This window comes from Spirosoma endophyticum, from assembly GCF_900112365.1.
GTDB classification, from domain to species: domain Bacteria; phylum Bacteroidota; class Bacteroidia; order Cytophagales; family Spirosomataceae; genus Spirosoma; species Spirosoma endophyticum.
This window is the reverse complement of sequence record NZ_FOLQ01000004.1, coordinates 283,216-302,601: the sequence shown is the minus strand read 5'-3', so window position 1 is coordinate 302,601 and position 19,386 is coordinate 283,216. Positions and strand designations below refer to the sequence as shown.

Genomic DNA, 19,386 nt, shown 5'->3' with positions numbered 1-19,386 from the left:
CCTGTACGCCTTTCGTCTCCTTCCTCTTTTTATTTCGCTTTTTTACTGAACTGATAGACAAACCCCAGAAACGACTGCAGGTTACCCGTCTTAAAATCTTTTCGGGAATAAGGCGCAATTTCGAAGGCGACCCGAAGATTCGGCATGAACAACAGGGGTTTTACCCGAACACCAACGTGTAGGGAGTATCCTTCCAATATATCCCGATCATCAATACCATTCAGGGCGTTAAAGCGAACACCCAAGCCGGTGTAATAATTGACCTGATTCCGGCGCGCTACGTTCACCATTGGGCAGATCGTCGTGCTGAGCGACCCGAATAACGTATTGGTTTGCAGGCGGGCATCGAGCCAGAACGGACGATCGGCGTTGGTACTGACCGTAACAAGATTGTTGCTGTTGAATGGGTAATAGGCTACGGAAGCCTGACCGAAGGCGGACAAGGTAATGCCCAAAAGCAAAGCAGTTAAGACGTGTTTCATAGTCGCAAATCAACAACTTTATCGAGCATAAAAAAACCGGATGGGCCGTAAAACGACTGTCCGGTTTTTAGTGAACGTAGTAACAGGATGGATTTGTTACTTGGGGAGCAACCCCACAAGCCGGTGACGTGTGCTCGTTGGTCTTGTTTTCTTTGTACCTTTACGACTACTTTCCTGATAATTATTTACCGAAAATGTCTTGGTTCGTCCGAAAAGATAAGGGTATTCAGACCCCAACCGAAATGAAGCGGGAAGCTCCTGATGGGTTGTGGTATCAATGTCCGAACTGCAAAAAAGTAATGAATACGCGCGAGCACAAGCTCAATGCGTATACCTGTGTTCACTGTAATTACCACGAAAAAATTGGCTCTGAGGCCTACTTCTCCATCCTTTTTGATGAGAATGAGTTTACGGAACTCGATGCCAATATGAAGTCGGGTGACCCGCTAGGGTTTGTTGATACCAAACCTTACCCCGACCGGGTAAAGGCGACCATTGCCAAGACGGGCTTAAACGACGCTGTTCGGACGGCTTACGGCCCTATGAATGGGCTGACCGTTACGATGGCTGTTATGGATTTTAATTTTATCGGAGGCTCAATGGGGTCAGTGGTAGGGGAGAAGATTGCCCGCGCCATCGACCACGCCATTCAGCATAAAACGCCGTTTCTGATGATCTCCAAGTCGGGTGGAGCGCGTATGATGGAAGCCGGTTTTTCGCTGATGCAAATGGCCAAAACATCGGCTAAACTGGCGTTGCTGGATAAAGCTAAACTACCATACGTTTCGCTGCTGACCGATCCAACAACGGGTGGCGTCACGGCGTCTTACGCCATGCTGGGCGACTTCAATATTGCCGAACCCGAAGCGCTGATCGGCTTTGCCGGACCGCGTGTTATTCGGGAAACTATTGGTAAAGATTTGCCCAAGGGTTTCCAGAGTGCCGAATTTGTGCTTGATCACGGTTTTCTGGATTTCATCGTGGACCGCAAAGACCTGAAAGATAAAGTAGTGACCCTGTTTAGAATGTTGTTATAGCGCGGGGCATGGGGCGGGGCGCACGGAAAGTTTAATTTCTTGTACTTTGCTCCCTGCGCCCTGCTCCTCGCCCCATGCGCCTAGTCTCCCATCCGGTTCTGTGCAATTACTACGTTACATATCGCTGCAATGCGAGCTGTAGCTTTTGCGACATATGGGAGCGGCCATCACCTTATGTTACGCTCGAAAATGCCCGTCAGAATCTGCGGGATCTCAAAAAACTAGGCGTTCGGGTTGTCGATTTCACGGGCGGAGAACCACTTCTGCACCGCCAACTGCCTGAACTTCTACAGGAAGCGAAACAGCTCGGGCTGATTACGACCGTTACGACTAATGCCCTGCTTTATCCTAAACAAGCTGAACAACTACGGGGGGTGGTAGACATGCTTCATTTTTCACTGGACTCGCCGGTGGAAGAGGAACACAACAAATCGCGGGGAGTACGATGCTTCGACAAGGTGATGGAATCCATTGCCATTGCCCGCCAACTGGGCGAACGCCCCGATATTCTGTTTACGGTCTTTGAACACAACGTTCACCAGATCAGGCAAATGTATGAAGAGATTTGCCTGCCGAATGATTTGGTGCTAATCCTGAATCCGGTATTTGAATACAATACGGTTGACACGGGTGATCGCCTTTCCGAAGACGCTCTGTTGCAGATGTCCTGGTGGGGTAAGCAGAAAAACGTGTACCTCAACGATGCCTTTATCCAGCTTCGGCGCGATGGTGGGAACCATATCGAAGACCCCATTTGCCGGGCGGCCAGCACCACCATCGTAATCTCCCCCGAAAATAAACTCGTTTTGCCCTGCTATCATTTGGGGCTGAAAGACTTTGCCATCGATAATAACCTGTACGAACTCTATCAGTCCGCTGAAGTCCAAAAGTTAGTGGCCTTGGAAGGGCGGTTGCCCGCCTGCGAAGGCTGCGCGATCAACTGCTACATGCAACCGTCATTTGCCGTTGATATTAACAAGTATTTCTGGCGGGCTTTACCCAGCACCATCAAGTATAACTGGATGAAAGGCACCTGGAAACAGTTGCTGTGACTCATTGCTTCACAATCTTCTGTACCAGCGAGCGCTCACCAACGTTGGCACGTAGCAGATACACGCCGGGTGCCAGACCATCCATATCGATAACGTGATCGTGCTGTCGGGCAAGCTTTTTTAAAGCTGATTCGTGTAGTTTGCGGCCATTTACGTTAATCAACTGTACAGTAGCTGTCGTTGGATTACTCGTTTGAATAACCACCTGCAAGCGATCGTTTACGGGATTGGGAAAGGCCGTAAAGGCGACGTCGGCATCTGCATACGTACTGATGGCGGTAATTACGCCCGTAGTACCTTCTATAGCTGGTTCGTAAGGCGGAATTGGGCCGGGCGTACCGGGCCGGTCCTCAACAAATAAGGGAATTTCCTGTAGCGTCTGACTGATAAGGATACCATTGCGATATTCGTCCACAGTGATCGCGAGGCTGTAAAGACCTTCTCTGGTAGGAACATCCCAAACGAGATCACCAGTCCGATTATTAAGTTTAAATGTACCCTGCTGGGCTACATCGTTCGGAAATTTATAAGTCGGTATGGTCTGCCGGATGCACAAATCTTTGTACGTACTGGTGAGCGGCTTAGCTAACCCATAGACCAGGCTATCGCCTTCGGCATCCGTAGCTTTTAGCGCAAGAGTTGCCTTTTGGTTCAGATTAACATGAAAACCAGCTTCTGGAAAACCGGGAGTTGGCGTTTGATTCTGTACGGTGGTATTTGTAGAAATGGTTGAACTAAGCGAGAATACCTGGTTCGTTGCATCGGTAATATTCTGAGTTAAAGATCGGCTGGGAAGAGACGTGGTTAACACATACGTACCGGGGCCGTAGTACGTATGTGTCATCTGATACACACTTACACTAACCGTTTTGCTCAACACCAATACCTGACTTTGCCGATTGGCGATCCCACTTGTGCCATCGCCAAAACAGATCGATAGAGACGTAGTTTGACTAGATGCTGCTTGTCCACGAACTTCATCCAAATAGAGGGCTACCGTAATCTGATACGTTTGCGCTGAGCCTGCAACGGGTTTTGCCTGAATGTACCCGCCAAGTAGATGCGAAGCCCGAGCTGCCTGAATAGTCAGTAGCATCAGGCACAGGAGTAGAAACGTTTTCATGAATGATTAAGGGAAAGAAAAGCCGGATTTATACAGATAACTTAGAATGGATACATAGTTATATACGCTGGATTAAAGATTTTTTAAGCGGTATTTTCTTAACTTCCCACCATGCTCTATACTGCTGAACAAGCCACTCAATTGCCCGTGGAAGGGTTTCGCTACGTGCTTACATCGCTCGATGATCACGTATTGACGATCACGCTAAACCGCCCCGAAAAAAAGAATGCGCTCAATCCGACGATGCTAAACGAACTGGCGTTTGTTATGGCGTATGCGCATTATACGGCCGATGTCTGGGTCGTTGTGCTGGCCGCTTCAGGCGATACGTTCTGCGCGGGGATGGATTTGAAAAGCTTAACTGAGTCTGACGCTGAGGTTGCCTCAATTCCTGAACCATCCGGACCAGTTCGTTTGGGCGAGTTAATGGCCAGTTTACACAAACCATGTATTGCTCGTGTGCAGGGCCCAGTTTACGCAGGCGGCTTTTTGCTGGTAGGGGGGAGTACCTACGTGATTGCTGCTGAATTCGCTACGTTTACGTTGCCAGAAGTAAAACGGGGCCTGTTTCCGTTTCAGGTGCTGGCTATCCTGTTGGATATTATGCCTGCCCGAACAGCGCTTGACCTGTGTCTTCGTGCCAAAACACTCACGGCTTCGGATGCGCTGAGCATTGGTTTAGTGACGAACGTAGTGTCAACAAGTGAGTTGGACGTTGCTGTGGGGCAATTAGCTGATGAGCTAAAGCAATTCTCGCCCACGGCCATTCAGGTTGGGTTACGGGTTTACCAACAACTAAAAAACCTGCCATCCAATGAACAGCAGGCCTTTTTATACGAACAATTTGTACGGCTTCAACAAACGCCTGACGCGAAAGAAGGAATGGTTGCTTTTCTGGAGAAACGAAAGCCGAACTGGACAGGGCGGGGGTAGATAGACGATTTATTGCTTCGGCAAATCCGGGCAATTATCTTTCCGTCGGGTATCAATAATCGTTTGAATTTTCCAACTGCCACTCATCTTTACGAGCGTAAAGGCATTAACACCACAATGGCTTTTCTGGTCCTGACGATAAAAAACATACGGTGTCCAGGCGGTTGCCAGCTCGCCATCAATCTTCACCTCCATGCTTGCCAGCCGTTCATCCAGCGTTCCGGCTTTTGCTTTACCGATAGAACTGATAAATTTCCCGATTCCATCATCATTTACAGCTACTTCGCCTTGCTTGTTAACGACTGTCTGGAGACGGGCCGTGGGTGTAAATAGCGGTCTCAGTATAGTCGAATCGGCTTTCTGCATCCCTTCAAAAAGCTTATTTACGGTGGCTTTCACGGCGGCTTCGTCGTTGCTGGATGTTTGGGCGAAAGCCGGAAGACAGGCGAGAATCAGTAAAAGAGTTTTCATACGATACGGTTGATGGTACGTTGTGAAAAAGGCCTTACAGGCGTCAACACCAGTAAGGCCTCCCCGCCTAAATATACTGATTAACAATCATTTCATACAATTCCTGGTTACCGCTCAATTGCTTGGGCTCGCCATTCGTCATGGCGTACTGGCGCAGGTCTTCGAGCGTTAGTTCGCCTTTTTCGAACCGGGCACCCTCGCCCGAATCGTAACTGGCGTAGCGTTCGGCGCGTAGTTTTTTGTATTGCGATTTGTCAAGAATCGCTTCGGCGGCAATGGCGGCTCGCGCGAACGTATCCATACCACCGATGTGGGCAATGAAGATGTCTTCCAGATCGGTTGAGTTCCGGCGCGTTTTGGCGTCGAAATTAACACCACCCGATTTAATACCACCCGCTTCCAGAATTACCAGCATGGCTTCTGTTAGTTCATACACATCCACCGGAAACTGGTCGGTGTCCCAACCGTTCTGGTAGTCACCACGGTTGGCGTCAAGGCTACCGAGCATGTTGTTATCGGCCGCAATCTGCAATTCATGGGCGAATGTGTGATTCGCTAACGTAGCGTGGTTGGTTTCGATGTTCAGTTCAAAATCGTCCTGTAAACCGAAACGATTCAGGAAGCCAACGACCGTAGCTGCATCGAAATCGTACTGGTGCTTGGTCGGCTCCATAGGTTTTGGCTCGATATAGAACGCCCCTTTGAAACCTTGCTTGCGCGCATAATCACGACTGATCTGCAGGAACTTGCCCAAATGCTCCTGTTCGCGCTTCATGTTTGTATTTAGCAGCGACATATAGCCCTCACGACCTCCCCAGAAGGTATAGCCGCGCCCGCCCAATTCGATGGTGGCATCAATGGCGTTTTTAACCTGCCAGCCACCGTGCGCCAATACGTGAAAATCGGGGTTGGTTGATGCCCCGTTCATATAGCGTTCGTGCGAAAACAGGTTTGCCGTTCCCCACAATAATTTCACTCCGCTGGCCGCTTGTTTCTGTTTGGCGTAGTCGACAATGGCACGGAAGTTTTTCTCGAACTCAGCATTGGAGTTTCCTTCGGGTGCTACGTCCACGTCGTGGAAGCAGTAGTATTCCATGCCGATTTTCGTGATGAATTCGAAGGCTGCGTCCATTTTATCATGAGCCGCTGCCAGCCGGTCGGGATTGGCATCCCACGGAAAATGCTTGACGCCGGGTCCGAAGGGATCAGCGCCAGTTCCGCAGAATGTATGCCAGTAGGCGGTTGCGAACCGGAACAGATCTTTCATGGGCGTACCCAGAATAGGTCGATTCGCATCGTAAAATTTAAATGCCAGCGGGTTGTCGGATTCGCGGCCTTCGTACGAAATTGGCTTTTCAATAGACGGAAAATACGTTTTGTCGCCGAGTGTTAGTTTAACGTCAGACATGAAGTAAGGAATTAAGGTATTGCTAGATTGAAAAAGAAAGCCAAAGGTAGTTTTTCCTATTTACCCGGCAATGTCTTTAGGTAGCTTCTCGGGTTGTCCTGGTTTTTCCTTGCTCAGTCATGGTCCGGCTACTCTGACGGGTCATTTTTTTGATGAAGTCGACCCGCCGGAAACGTAGGGCGCTCCATTCTTCGTCAATAGCTACCATCCTGACCGGTTCAAAGCCAAGTTCACTCAGAACAGTCCAGCCATTATCCCGGTTGAAATCGCATTTGTGCTTCTTCGAACTTCCTTTAGGATAGGCCAGCCACAGGATTCCATCGCCGGTTAGCTTGTCGGCTAGAACCGGGCTGAGTGCGTCAACTTCCTGCTGAGTTTTCAGGAAGGCCATCGCAAATGTACCTCTCTGGATTTCCGCTACGTCGGTCACGATTGTTGCCAAGGGTCGCATGTCATTAACGACAGACAAGAACTCGGCTGGCGCATTGATGAAAGCGATTTCGGGTTGGGATTTGTAATTGAGTTTAGCGAAAATGGCGTTCATGCGTATGGTTTGAAAAGGCCGCTTGCTGGTAACTATTGTACGGGTAGCACTACGTAAAAACTATCTGCTTTTTTGAAGGGTATGGGTTCTGAATATTGATATTCACCACCGGTAGTTTGTCGGGTCAATAGCTGATCACGGGGCAACACTTTCACATCTGACGCCCAAAACTTTGTATCAATATGGAACTCAGTCTTGAAATCTTTATCTGTCGAAAGGGTCAGATAATTTCGAAACGTTAAGGGCGATTGATCGGCGTCTTCGTAGCTGTATACACTGACCTTAACTGGCTTTTTACTGTTTACCCAATTGGCTTTCTCTTCCTCCGTTTTGAACGTGCCTTTTAGGTGTACTGTACCATCAGGCAGGACTACAAATTGCCGCTTTTCGAGTTTAGTCTGAGGAGGAATAAAACCCACCTGATTCTCTTTTGAGATGACGCCACTTAAATTCCCAATTGAATAGCGGCCGTAACGATTGCTGTAGGAAGAACCCGTCAGGTTAACATCGGCTACGTCCTGCCAGTAATCGACCTTATCCTGGCCAATAATAAACGAAGATCGTTTCCAGTCAACGTATAGAGGCTGATTGAGTTTATTAATTAGGGTAAGGTGCATCTGTCCCCGTTCGCTGGCGAAGTTATAGCGAATTGTCAACGTATCGTTGTCTAGTACCAGCCCTTCATCGGAAACCGGTTTGACGTTGCTACCACGTAGCGTAACGAGTTGGGCGTTAGGTGAGCAGGCCACCAGTGTGGCTACACTTATGATAAACAGCGCCAGCGTTTTCATATCGTTTTTTAGAGTAAATGTACATTAGGGTTGAGGTAGTTGTATTAAATAAATTTTAAATTGTACAAATAAGTCTTTTGCCAGACTAGTGAGACATAAATGATGAGGCCCTGGGAATTACTCTGCTGCTATTATTCCCTGGAGGATGATAGTGATCTTGCAATCATACGGGCCATTGGCGACTGCTTCCATCAATTGGTCTTTGACACGTAGCAACAGGCTGATTTGCTGGTCTGTCACCTGCACTTTCTCGGAAATCTGTTTCTTTCCGGCTACCCAATCCAACTCACCAAGCTCGCAGGAATCAGTGATCTGCTTTATTTCAGTCAGCGTATAACCAATATTTTTTAACTCCCTGATGGCTTGTAAGCGGGACAAAATTGCGGTAATGTAAGTCTGGTTGTTGTTTCAACTTACATTCCAGCCAGAAGACAGGCCAGTTTCTCTAAAGATGGGGAAGTCACTAGAAACCAAAGAGTTGAGTAAATCTGGCGCGGGCATTCGCCCGCGCCAGATTTACTCAACTCTTTATTTAACCTCCGTTTCCAGGACTTCCAGCCAACGCCCGTAGGCATCGCGATACGCTTCCTGCGCCCGCATATCGGGCTCGATGGTTTTCGTTACGTGTAGGCCAGCGAAAGCTTCCTGTGCATTTTTGTAGTAACCCAGCCCCAGCCCCGCCCCGCGAGCAGCTCCCTGCGCGCCATCGGTATTGTAGAGTTCAATGGTAGCTCCGGTCAGGTTGGCCATTGTGTCGCGGAAGAGCGGGCTAAGGAACATATTGGCTTCGCCCGCGCGGATGGTTTGCAAACCCACGCCCACGCTTTCCATGATCTGAATGCCGTAATAAAGCGCAAAAACGATGCCTTCCTGAGCCGCCCGGATCATGTGTGGCAAGCCGTGACGTGTTAGATTCAGGCCATGAAACGAGGCTCCCAAATCGGCGTTTTCGAGCATTCGTTCGGCACCATTTCCGAACGGTAAACAAAGCAGGCCATCGGCCCCAATGGGCGCTTCGTGCGCCAGTACGTTCATATCAGCGTAACTGATGGAGCGCTGCAACATCTGATTCCGTAGCCAGCTATTCAGAATGCCCGTGCCATTGACGCAGAGCAGTACCCCATAACGTGGTGCCTCGGCGGTATGACTTACGTGTAGGAACGTATTAACCCGTGACTTCGGATCATAACTCGCCTGATCACTTACACCATACACCACGCCCGACGTTCCAGCTGTAGCCGCAATCTGTCCTGGCTCCAGTACGTTCAGCGACAGGGCGTTGTTGGGTTGATCACCCGCACGATACGTTACAGGCGTTCCCGCTGCGAGTCCTAACTCAGCCGCTGCCGAAGCCATCAATTCGCCTTGTGGAGCAAACGTTGGCTTAATGGAAGGGATTAATGATGTATCAAATCCAAAATAATCGAGCAGAAACTGAGCGGGTTCATTTGCCTGAAAATCCCAGAACGCACCCTCCGATAATCCCGATGCCGTCGTTACGATATCGCCAGTCATACGGGCGGCCAGGTAATCGCCGGGCAGCATGAATTTATCCACCTGCGCATAGACCGCTGGCTCGTTTTCCTTGACCCAGGCGAGTTTTGCCGCCGTGAAATTACCCGGTGAATTGAGCAAATGATGAAGCGTACGATCATGGCCAAGCTTGTCGAAGGCTCGATTGCCATAAGGCACGGCCCGGCTGTCGCACCAGATAATGGATGGGCGCAGTACGTTAAACGCCTTATCAACCACAACCAGACCGTGCATCTGGTAGGAAATACCAATGGCTTTCACCTCTTCAGGCTGTATATTGGTCTCCTGCATGACGGCCTTACTGGCCAGGCAGGCGTTTTTCCACCAGTTTTCGGGTTGTTGTTCGGCGAAACCCGGCTGTGGGGATTCAATCACCATTTCGGGTTGTGGAAAAAAGGCAGAAGCAACGGCTTTGCCACTGTCGGCATCAACTAAACAGGCTTTGACTGACGAACTGCCGAGGTCGAATCCAAGAAAATACATGCGGTTACCGGAGTTAAGAAATCTGTTGCGAAAGTACAACGCGATAGCGATAAATAAGTAAAGCAACTGTCAACCAACACGGGCAGCTTGCTCATAAAGCTGCTTGATAATCGACAAAAACCGGTAAACTTTGGTCATAAGCCTTAATCAATCGTAACTCATGGGCCTCAAACGTTTACTATGCCTTGTCGTAACATTTATTGGTAGTTGTCCCGTTATCCTGCATGCTCAGGCCGATAAAGAGCCGTTGTTTGATAAGAAACGGGTATTTCGTTCCTTGTCTGACCGATGGGAACTTGATTCTGCTACCCGAAAAGGTACGTTTTTGATTACACCTTATAAGCCGGTGTATGTCACGGCCGGGCGCTGGTCAAGTGATCCCAACGAACATCCCGTCAGTGAAAATCCGAATTATACGTATCCCTTTTTTATCGATCTGGGCCGCTACGAAGCTCGCTTTCAGTTCAGTATGAAGGTCAAAGTTTTCCAGGGTATTTTTGGTAAGCAGGGTGATTTGTGGGTTGCCTATACGCAAAAGTCGCACTGGCAGGTGTATAACACTACGTTCTCGCGCCCCTTCCGGGAAACCAACTACGAGCCGGAGATCATCTTAAATTTTGCTACAGATTTCCCACTGCTGGGCTTTAAAACCCGGATGCTGGGCATTGCGCTTAACCACCAGTCCAACGGCCGGGCGCTACCGCTCTCGCGAAGCTGGAATCGGGTCGTTCTGCAAGCCGGTTTTGAGCGAGGGAAATGGGTTGTTTTACTACGTCCCTGGATGCGGCTTCCCGATACTGACGATGAAAATCCGGCGGTAGCAGACTATATCGGCCGGGCCGATGCTACGGTTATTTACCGGACTGGTCGGCACCTTTTCTCGGCACTGGCTAGTCATTCGCTACGTTGGGGTGATAAAAGCAGGGGTCAGGTTCAATTCGACTGGACGTTTCCGGTAACAGGCAATTTGCGGGGTGATCTTCAGATTCTGCATGGCTATGGCGAAACGCTCATCGACTATAACCACAAACAAACGACTATCGGGCTGGCCGTTTCGCTTGTTGACTGGCTATAACAGGAATACAACATCGCTTCGAATTTCAAATGCAGCGAAGTTGTTATCTTGCACGCTTCATTTCGTATCTATTATGTTTCGTACATACCTCTTTGCGCTGCTTCTGCTGAATGCTACCGGCGTTTTTTCGCAAAATCCTACGCCTAACTGGACGAACCAATACTGGACGGCCCGCTGGATTCTGCACCCAACGGCTCCATCGCGACAGTACGGTATTTTTCATTTCCGGAAGGCCATTGAATTACCGCAGAAGCCTGCCCGATTTATTGTTCATGTTTCAGCCGATAACCGGTATCGATTGTTTGTCAACGGAAAATCGGTGGCGATGGGACCCGCCCGCAGCGATACGCAAAACTGGAATTACGAAACCCTCGATCTTGCGCCCTATTTGCAAGCAGGACGTAATGTACTGGCCGCGCAGGTGTGGTATATGGGTGAGGGCGCCCCTTTTGCGCAGATGAGTTATCAGCTTGGCTTTGTGCTACAGGGAGATACCGATGCGGAGAAGATGGCGAATACCGATGCTACGTGGAAAATTTTCCAGAATCCTGCTTATTCGCCCATTAAAAACGACATTCCTAAACTCAGGACCTACATCGTGGCGGGGGATGGCGATCGGGTCGATGCCGCTCAATACCCCTGGGGCTGGGAGCAACCGAACTTCGACGATAAAGCTTGGGTAGCGGCTAAACCTCTGGGTTTTCCGACTAAGCCGCGGGGCCTGGGGACCGATGGGAACTGGGGATTGGTGCCACGTACGATTCCGATGATGGAAGAAAATACCCTCCGGTTGACAACCGTTCGACGTAGCGAAAACGGTAAAATGGATGATACGTTCCTACAAGGTAAATCGTCGGTGACAGTGCCCGCTAACACAAAAGCTGTGTTTCTGCTCGATCAGAGTTACTTGACAAATGCCTATCCCGAATTGACCGTCAGCCGGGGAAAAGGGACCGTTATCACCTTAGGCTATGCCGAAGCACTGGTGGATGCCAAAAACAAAAAAGGTAACCGTAATGAGGTGGAAGGCAGGACCTTGCTGGGTTTTGAAGATCAATTCATAGCCGATGGTAACCCCAAAAGAACCTTTCGGCCACTCTGGTTCCGTACGTATCGGTATCTGCAACTGACTGTTGAAACGAAGGGAGAGCCGATTGAGTTAAATGATCTGGTTGGTCAATTTACGGCCTACCCGTTCGAGCAGAAGGCGAATTTTACTGCGAGTACATCCACACCGGGCGATACAACGCTGAAAGCCATCTGGAATGTCGGCTGGCGAACGGCCCGACTCTGTGCGGGGGAGACGTATTACGATTGCCCTTACTACGAACAATTACAATACACCGGCGACACGCGCATACAGTCCATGATTTCGCTCTACGTAACGGGTGATGATCGGCTGATGCGCAAAGCCATTATGGACTATGACCACAGCCGTTTCAACGAAGGACTGACGCAAAGCCGGTATCCATCGGCTGATTTTCAGGTGATTCCGACGTTTTCACTGTTCTGGGTATGTATGATTCACGACTACTGGATGCATCGGCAGGACGACACCTTTGTGAAGTCGATGTTGCCTGGTATCCAGAGTGTACTAAGCTGGCATGAGCAACGTATCGCCAAGACTGGTCTGAACGGACCGCTGGAATGGTGGAACTTTGTGGACTGGTCGGCCTGGAAAAACGCGAAAGACGAAACGGCCGGGGGTGTTCCGGCAGGAGCGCGGAAAGGTGGTTCGAGTATTCTGTCGCTGCAACAGGCATACACATACTTCCGCGCGGGGGACCTCTTCGCGCATTACGGCCAGAACGAACGAGCTGAATACTACCGCGATCTGGGCCGACGGTTGAACAAAGCCGTCTTCGCCCAGTGCTATGATGCCGGACGCGGTCTTTTCGCCGACACGCCGGACAAGAACTCGTTTAGTCAACACGCGAACATTCTGGCCGTACTAACCGATGCGGTGCCTGCTGCCCAGCAAGCAGCTTTGGTTCAGAAAACAATGGCTGATACGTCATTGACGCAGGCGACCTTCTACTTCAAATTTTATCTGTTCGAAGCCCTCAAAAAAACGGGTTTGGGTGATCAATTTATTGCTCAATTAAAACCCTGGCGTGATATGCTGGCTATGGGACTGACCACCTTCGCCGAAAACCCCGAACCCACCCGTTCCGATTGTCATGCCTGGAGTGCTTCGCCCTTGTACGAATTTCTGTCCACAACCTGTGGCATTCGACCGGGGGAGCCGGGTTTTCGGGCGGTACGTATCGAGCCGTTTCTGGGCGATTTGAAAACGGTGGACGGAAAGATGCCGCACCCGTTGGGCGAGATTGCTGTGCAGTTCCAGAAAACGCCAACGGGTGGTCTAACCGGGAACGTAACGCTCCCGACGAACCTAACCGGTACGTTACGTTGGAAGGGTAAAACGATGGTTTTGAAAGGAGGGAAGCAGGCCGTGAGTTTGTAGCGGGTAATGAACGTATCACTTCAAAAATCCCACAACGGCTTTGGTGTAAGCTTCCAGTGACTGCACATGCGGGATGTGGCCAACACCCGGCAGTTCTACTAATCGACTGCCGGGGATTTGTTGCTGTATACGTTTCCCTAGTTCAGGATATTGCCCATGCTCATTGATGATAGCTTTTGGAACGCGGGCTTTGCCGACAATCGTGCGGTCGGCCTGACCAATGATGAGCAGCGTCGGGACGTTGATGTTCCTGAACTCATAACAGACGGGTTGCTCATAAATCATCTGGTACGTTAGTGCATTGACCCAGGCAATTTGCTTGAATCGGGGATCGTTCAGGGCTGCCGCTTGTGCCCGCACCCACGCTTCGTATTCGGGTTTCCACTGCGGGTAGTAACTCTGTTGATACTTCTTGTAAGATTCATACGTAGCCGATGCTTCTGACTTATACAGGCTATCAATTGGGGCGTACGGGACGAAGGTGCGGTAATCTTCCAGACCAATTGGATTTTCGAGAATCAACTGGCTTACTATGTTTGGATAAAGCAACGTAAAACGCGTTGCCAGCATGCCGCCCATTGAGTGGGCTATAACGATTACTTTGCTGATTTTCAGTGAGTCGAGCAGGCGTTTATTCGTAGCCGCCAGTGCATGAAAGCTGTAGTGTAAATCCGGATAGTCGGATTTGCCCCAACCAATCTGATCGGGCACAATGACTCTGTAACCAGCTTTGCTCAAAAATGCAATTACATCCCGCCAGTACGCACCATTGAAGTTTTTGCCGTGGAAAAGAATGACACTTTTGCCGTTTGACTTGCCAGTTGACGCTACGTCCATATACGCCATTCGCATCGTCTTTCGCTCCTGATGTACCATAATGTACTTTACCGGATGCGGGTAGGCTACATCCTGCGCAAAAGCAGAGAATGTATTGAGTAAGACGAGCAATAGTAGCGAAAAACGAAATGTCATAAAGAATCAACACGATAGTACGTAGCAAAAACATCGCTGAACGTAAAAGCTAAACCGTGTTATTCTTACAACTGTTTTGCGCCTACGACCTGCCCGTTATCCGTGCGCTGGACGTATACCAATACCGCTGTCTGATCGGCAGTCAGGCCGATGGGCAACGGGAGAACAGCATTGCCCGATGTTCCTGATTTGTCGATGGTTTTGAATTGCCGCACCACGTTCGAATTAATTAGCGTTCGGCCACCGTTTTCACCGTTGCGTACAGCGGTTCGGGCTTCTTTTTGCACTAGTGCTACGTTCAGACGGTATGGCCCCGCAGCTGACAGCTCATACTTGACTATTATTTGCTTATCATCACGGATAACGCTGCCATCAACCCCCACAAAGGCCGAAACGGGCTGTTTCTGAATCGTTTGGATGGCTTGCTCGATACGTCCCCGTTGCCCACCCACTATGTCCTGCCGTCCATTGATAACTAGTTGAGGAGTGTAGGTTTGTGTATTTAGCGCGCGATCATACTGCCGTTGGCGGTCGGTGAAAAGTTTGTTGCTGAATGGGTCTTGCCAACCCAGTCGGTTCCAGTAATCGACGTGAAACGACAAACTATAAACGGCCTGGCCAGAGCGGGCGGCTTGTTGGGTCAACTCCTGAACCGCTTTGTCGGCGGGTGGGCAACTGGAGCATCCTTGCGAGGTGAATAATTCCAGCACGACAACGGGCCGTGTGGCTGGCTTGACGGAGTTTTTGGGCGGCAAGGAGAGAGCCATGCCAACGGCTGTCAGGAGCAGGATGACGTAGTTCATGGATTTGTTGCTACTGAGTTGTTTATAAGCCTACGTAGTAATCGTAACCGCGTTCAGCCCAGAAATCACGCGGACGCTCATCCGCGAAGAAAATCCGGCCAATACGCTTGAGATTTTTGACGCCGTATTTCACGGGAATGATCAGGCGTAGTGGTGCACCGTGCGGAGCCGTAATGGGTTGGCCGTTCAGTTCATAGGCCAGCAACGTTTGCGGATGCATGGCGCTTTCCATATCAATGCCAACGTAGTATCCTTTGTCGGGCGTTTCCATACCGACGTATTTAAACAGATCGTCCGTATTACCGGGATTAGGTGCGTTGCCACTACGGGTGCCGAGTTTGTATTTTTCCATAAAATCGGACAGGCGTACACCACCCCAATGCTGCACTTGGCTCCAGCCCTCAATGCACTTGAACTCATACACGATTTCGTGTTTGGGCAACGTCTTTACCTCGTCGATCGTTAGCGCCAGCGACTCGGTGTTGGGCCGGTCGATTTGCAGTGTCCAATCTTCGGGGATGGGTGTTTTGATGCCATCGTAACCGTTAACGCGCGCTTGTTTCGCGGCTGCTTCTACCGAGAACGTTGGCACCAGATGAGTGTCGCTAAAATAGGTGCGCGCAACTTGCTCGTTGGCATCCAGTATCTTCCGGAGCGGCCGTCTAATGCCCTGAGCACCGGGACTATGCGTAACCCATTCATACACGCCAAAAGGCACAGCCGCTGCCAGCGCGAACCAGCCAAATGACTTGATCATTCGCCGACGGGCAACCGACTCAGGAATGTCGCTTTCTTGCAGATTTGGCTCTTTTGACTGACTCATGACAAAGCGGGTTTTACAGGTGTTACAACTGGATCAGTTTCTGGAATTACGGGTTTATCCATAATCGGCCTTTTTGGGTCGTTGGGTTTAACAATTTCAAAACCCGTTATCATCGACTGGAAGTTCTGCCAGCCCGCGCGAATTACCTGCCCGACATGAACAAAGAAAAACAGTACATAGCCGAGCGTCAAAATAAAGTGCTCCAGCCGGGCGGCTGTGTAACCTCCGAGCAAATTCGTGAGCCACGAAAACTGGGTTGGTTTATAAATGGCAAAGCCCGTCAGCACCGATCCAACGCCCATGAGCATAATGGAAAAATAGGCAATCTTTTGGGCGCCGTTGTACTTGACAAACGGCGGTTGTGTTTTGCGAAGGCCCAGGTCGAAAAGCGTAACCTGAACGGCCTCACGAAACGAGTTTTTATTCGGCACCAAATGACGCCACTCGCCCGAAATAAACGTATAACCAACGTACAGCAGGCCATTCAGCATAAACAACCACATGAACACCCAGTGCCAGGCCATGCCCTCGGCTAGTCGACGCGGTACGTTCAGGAATTTATAGAAGCCATCAGGGAAAAACGACACAAGCGTATAGCTGCCGATCGTGATTTTATACGGATCGTAAGCCCAGTAGATCAGCAGGCCGCTCCAGATCATAACGAACAGAACCGGGAAGTTGATCCAGTGAAACCACCTGATTGCCAGCGGATGTTTGTGGACGATACGTTTCATAGTCAGAAATAGGTAGTTACGTGTTTGATGGTGTTGTACTTACGATATAACGAATAATTTCGGGCGTTAGATTGCCAACTATCGATTTGTTCTAGAAATGTTAGATTTGACTCGCCGTTTAATGCCGGGAAGACATGGTTCGCTTGAAGATAATACTATTCCTAATCGTCAGCGCGCTGCCACTCATGGCTCAGCCAGTGGCACATCCCCAGGCGAGTGAACTCGTTGAGCTTGGGCCGAAGGCATTTATTCTTGATGATCCAACTCTCCAGTTGACGTTTGCTGACATCGCGTCTTATCCTGATTCGAAATTTCGACCCAGCCAGCAGGAAAAACTGAATTTTGGCCATACAAATTCACGTATCTGGCTGAAATTTCGCCTGGAAAATACATTACCCGACCCGCTCTTTCTGTTGTTCATGACCCAGGACGTTGATTACGTTGACCTATACGTAGTGAGCGAAACGGGCGCGGTCACCCAGCAGCAATCGGGTGTACTGCGCCCTTTCGAGAATCGCTATTTCCTGACCAACACCATAGTGCTGCCGTTGGGTCAGCGCCCACGGACTGCCTTCTTGGCCCTTCGGGACGATAATATTCTTCACTTTTCCGTATTGCTGTCAACGGAGCAGCCTATTGTTAGCCATCTCCAGAAAGAGTCGCTGTTCAACGGGGCCGTGATGGGACTGATGCTGGTGATGGTCGTCATTAATCTGTTTGTGTATGGCCTCGTTCGGGATCAGGTTTATCTGCTATATGCCGCCTATATAACGTTGTCATGCCTTACGTTTTTGTCATTTGAAGGCTTGCTGTATGACCTGCTCTGGCGATCGGCGCCAGCGCTCAACAATGGGCGACTGTATCTGCTGGTTACCGCTATGACGTTTGGAGCTGCCGTTTGGTTTTCAATGAATTTTCTGCGAACCCGTGAGTTCTTACCCCGCTTTTACCGCTATTTCATTGGCTTGTTAAGCTTGGTTGTCCTGACAACGATACTACGTTTACTCGATGTGCCGGGTTTAGAACGGACCTTCTACGGCCTAACCTTGCTGGGATTTGTGTCCTTATTGGTATTGGGTATTCGGACATACCGGCAAGGGTATCGACCGGCCCGATATTACCTGCTTGCATGGAGTTTTTACATTGCAGGGGCCATGACCAGTGTGCTGGGGTTACTCGATATCTTGGCATTTACCCACGTTTGGGTTGTGTATGGGTATCAGATTGGGGCCGCCTGCGAAGCAACACTGCTCACGTTGGCGTTGGCCGATCGGTTGCAAACATATCAGACTGAATACCAGAGCGCTCAACAACTAGCGCTGCAACGTGCCGGTGAAAATGAAGAACTCTTGGCCCGTACTAATAAACTACTGGAAGAGAAACTTCAGTATGAACATCGCCAGGAGCCCATACCCGACGATATGCGGAGTCTGCTACGTAGCATGAAGGAAGATCGGGATCGGATTCGCAAGATTGCCATTCCGACGCTGGACGGTATGTTGCTTTTCCCGATTGGCGACATTACCCAACTGGAAGCCGCTGGCAGCTATACAACCATTTATCTTTCTAATCAGAAAACCGTACTTGCCTCGCGGGGACTGGCTGACTTCGAGCACTTATGCACGGAAGGCGAATCCTTTTTTCGCACGCATAAGTCGCACATCGTCAATTTGAACCACGTCGTAAAGTACCTCCGTGGCGAAGGAGGTCAGGTCGTTCTCGATGATGGGTCTACCGTTGACGTTTCCCGGCGCTCGAAACCCGACCTGATGAAGCGGCTGATGGGAGAGGAGTGAAATAGATTCTATCAGAAGTCGGTGAGCAACGCAAAAGCCTGGGTCAAATCCGGGCTTTTGCTGTTGCTGTCATCCGTAAAAAGCCGCCGTTGCTCAACTCAAACCCTCCGCTGGGCAACTGACGCTGGGTCTCCCCAAAGCTAGCTGCCAATTTAGCCTGATATCTTAACGGCTTATACGTATGAAAAACTTACGCGCTTTCGTATTCATAATTGGTTGGATGAGCCTTTTCAACATAGCACAAGGCCAACCACCGTATTTTTCTCCTAAACAATACGTAGTAAAGGTTAGGCTAGGCACGCAGGCACGAGAGGAAGTTGGTATTCTGTACGACCTGACCGATTCTACAATTCTCCTGTTGCCGACGAAAGAAGTACATGCCAGCTTAAAAAAAGTAATGAACCAGCCTGCCGGAACACTGTCGTCAATGGATTCGCTCGGTCAGGGTTTGCCAATACGGACGTATCGGTATCGCGACATAAGGAGGCTAACAGCACACCGAAAGAATAGCCTTCTCAAAGGGTTTTTAATTGGGGCAGCTGCGGGGGCAGCCATCACGGTTGTGTTCAACGAAAGAGATAACAAGCCGAAAGGATTCATTGATTTTCCGTCGAAAAAAGAACTCTACGTAATCGGTATTAGTGCGTCGATGCCCTTTTTGGGTATGGCAACAGGGGCCGTTATGACTAAACGTATCGAAGCTGGGGAGAAACTCATAGCGGTTGACGCGCGAAAGCGACTTCAGAAGTTCACCATTGTCGAGCAGGCGAAACAGGCTGCGCTTTACAGATAATGGAATTTATTTGATTGCTCCGTAATGAGCGTCTTCAATAACCCCATCCTCTACATATTTTCTTCT

The 19,386-nt window shown here is 49.8% G+C and carries 19 protein-coding genes; 7 read left to right on the top strand and 12 right to left on the bottom strand.

Annotated elements, in window-relative coordinates; translation table 11 throughout:
* Positions 1 to 29: 29 nt before the first annotated feature.
* Positions 30 to 482 carry a hypothetical protein gene (locus tag BM202_RS13205; protein WP_093826740.1) on the bottom strand — a complete coding sequence of 151 codons (453 nt, stop codon included), beginning with the start codon at positions 480 to 482 and terminating at the stop codon, positions 30 to 32.
* Between the two features lie 194 nt (positions 483 to 676).
* On the opposite strand from BM202_RS13205, the gene accD reads away from it, so the two are divergent.
* Together accD and BM202_RS13195 are read left to right on the top strand one after the other, a co-directional pair.
* Positions 677 to 1,519: an acetyl-CoA carboxylase, carboxyltransferase subunit beta gene (gene accD, locus BM202_RS13200; RefSeq protein WP_093826738.1), complete on the top strand. Its 843-nt coding sequence runs from the start codon at positions 677 to 679 to the stop codon at positions 1,517 to 1,519.
* 74 nt (positions 1,520 to 1,593) lie between these two features.
* A complete protein-coding gene (locus tag BM202_RS13195; RefSeq protein WP_093826736.1) occupies positions 1,594 to 2,571 on the top strand; it encodes a radical SAM protein in 978 nt (325 codons plus the stop codon).
* Position 2,572: 1 nt separating this feature from the next.
* Here BM202_RS13195 and BM202_RS13190 read toward each other — a convergent pair whose 3' ends face one another.
* Positions 2,573 to 3,694: a T9SS type A sorting domain-containing protein gene (locus BM202_RS13190; RefSeq protein ID WP_093826734.1), complete on the bottom strand. Its 1,122-nt coding sequence runs from the start codon at positions 3,692 to 3,694 to the stop codon at positions 2,573 to 2,575.
* A gap of 111 nt (positions 3,695 to 3,805) precedes the next feature.
* Between BM202_RS13190 and BM202_RS13185 the strand changes: the two genes are divergently transcribed.
* On the top strand, positions 3,806 to 4,627 hold the full coding sequence (locus BM202_RS13185; RefSeq protein ID WP_093826732.1) for an enoyl-CoA hydratase-related protein: 822 nt from the start codon (positions 3,806 to 3,808) through the stop codon (positions 4,625 to 4,627).
* Positions 4,628 to 4,636: 9 nt separating this feature from the next.
* On the opposite strand, the gene BM202_RS13180 is transcribed toward BM202_RS13185, so the two are convergent.
* The 6 genes from BM202_RS13180 to BM202_RS13155 form a co-directional block, all read right to left on the bottom strand.
* Positions 4,637 to 5,098 carry a nuclear transport factor 2 family protein gene (locus BM202_RS13180; RefSeq protein WP_093826730.1) on the bottom strand — a complete coding sequence of 154 codons (462 nt, stop codon included), beginning with the start codon at positions 5,096 to 5,098 and terminating at the stop codon, positions 4,637 to 4,639.
* 67 nt (positions 5,099 to 5,165) lie between these two features.
* Positions 5,166 to 6,506, bottom strand: coding sequence for a xylose isomerase (gene xylA, locus BM202_RS13175; RefSeq protein ID WP_093826728.1), 1,341 nt, complete (start codon positions 6,504 to 6,506; stop codon positions 5,166 to 5,168).
* A 76-nt stretch (positions 6,507 to 6,582) separates the two neighbouring features.
* Positions 6,583 to 7,050: a hypothetical protein gene (locus tag BM202_RS13170; protein ID WP_093826726.1), complete on the bottom strand. Its 468-nt coding sequence runs from the start codon at positions 7,048 to 7,050 to the stop codon at positions 6,583 to 6,585.
* A 32-nt stretch (positions 7,051 to 7,082) separates the two neighbouring features.
* Complete coding sequence (locus tag BM202_RS13165) at positions 7,083 to 7,841, bottom strand: hypothetical protein (protein ID WP_093826724.1); 759 nt, start codon at positions 7,839 to 7,841, stop codon at positions 7,083 to 7,085.
* Positions 7,842 to 7,958: 117 nt separating this feature from the next.
* Positions 7,959 to 8,219, bottom strand: coding sequence for a MerR family DNA-binding protein (locus BM202_RS13160; protein WP_177236577.1), 261 nt, complete (start codon positions 8,217 to 8,219; stop codon positions 7,959 to 7,961).
* Between the two features lie 150 nt (positions 8,220 to 8,369).
* The gene (locus BM202_RS13155) at positions 8,370 to 9,857 is read right to left on the bottom strand and encodes a xylulokinase (RefSeq protein ID WP_093826720.1); all 1,488 of its coding nucleotides are present in this window, start codon (positions 9,855 to 9,857) and stop codon (positions 8,370 to 8,372) included.
* 160 nt (positions 9,858 to 10,017) lie between these two features.
* Here BM202_RS13155 and BM202_RS13150 point away from each other — a divergent pair, with 160 nt between their 5' ends.
* Both BM202_RS13150 and BM202_RS13145 read left to right on the top strand, forming a co-directional pair.
* Positions 10,018 to 10,932 carry a phospholipase A gene (locus BM202_RS13150; protein ID WP_093826718.1) on the top strand — a complete coding sequence of 305 codons (915 nt, stop codon included), beginning with the start codon at positions 10,018 to 10,020 and terminating at the stop codon, positions 10,930 to 10,932.
* A gap of 73 nt (positions 10,933 to 11,005) precedes the next feature.
* A complete protein-coding gene (locus BM202_RS13145; RefSeq protein WP_093826716.1) occupies positions 11,006 to 13,399 on the top strand; it encodes an alpha-L-rhamnosidase-related protein in 2,394 nt (797 codons plus the stop codon).
* A 15-nt stretch (positions 13,400 to 13,414) separates the two neighbouring features.
* On the opposite strand, the gene BM202_RS13140 is transcribed toward BM202_RS13145, so the two are convergent.
* The 4 genes from BM202_RS13140 to BM202_RS13125 form a co-directional block, all read right to left on the bottom strand.
* On the bottom strand, positions 13,415 to 14,371 hold the full coding sequence (locus tag BM202_RS13140) for an alpha/beta fold hydrolase (RefSeq protein ID WP_093826714.1): 957 nt from the start codon (positions 14,369 to 14,371) through the stop codon (positions 13,415 to 13,417).
* A 65-nt stretch (positions 14,372 to 14,436) separates the two neighbouring features.
* Positions 14,437 to 15,174, bottom strand: a complete 738-nt coding sequence (locus BM202_RS13135) for a DUF1223 domain-containing protein (protein WP_093826712.1) — start codon at positions 15,172 to 15,174, stop codon at positions 14,437 to 14,439.
* A 22-nt stretch (positions 15,175 to 15,196) separates the two neighbouring features.
* The gene (locus BM202_RS13130; RefSeq protein ID WP_093826710.1) at positions 15,197 to 15,997 is read right to left on the bottom strand and encodes a molybdopterin-dependent oxidoreductase; all 801 of its coding nucleotides are present in this window, start codon (positions 15,995 to 15,997) and stop codon (positions 15,197 to 15,199) included.
* Positions 15,994 to 16,731 (bottom strand): cytochrome b/b6 domain-containing protein, encoded by a 738-nt coding sequence (locus tag BM202_RS13125; RefSeq protein WP_093826708.1) that lies wholly within the window; start codon positions 16,729 to 16,731, stop codon positions 15,994 to 15,996. The genes BM202_RS13130 and BM202_RS13125 overlap by 4 nt, the downstream gene beginning before the upstream one ends.
* A 185-nt stretch (positions 16,732 to 16,916) precedes the next feature.
* Between BM202_RS13125 and BM202_RS13120 the strand changes: the two genes are divergently transcribed.
* Together BM202_RS13120 and BM202_RS13115 are read left to right on the top strand one after the other, a co-directional pair.
* A complete protein-coding gene (locus tag BM202_RS13120) occupies positions 16,917 to 18,527 on the top strand; it encodes a 7TM diverse intracellular signaling domain-containing protein (RefSeq protein WP_177236576.1) in 1,611 nt (536 codons plus the stop codon).
* Between the two features lie 181 nt (positions 18,528 to 18,708).
* Positions 18,709 to 19,320: a hypothetical protein gene (locus BM202_RS13115; protein WP_093826705.1), complete on the top strand. Its 612-nt coding sequence runs from the start codon at positions 18,709 to 18,711 to the stop codon at positions 19,318 to 19,320.
* The last annotated feature ends 66 nt before the right edge of the window (positions 19,321 to 19,386 follow it).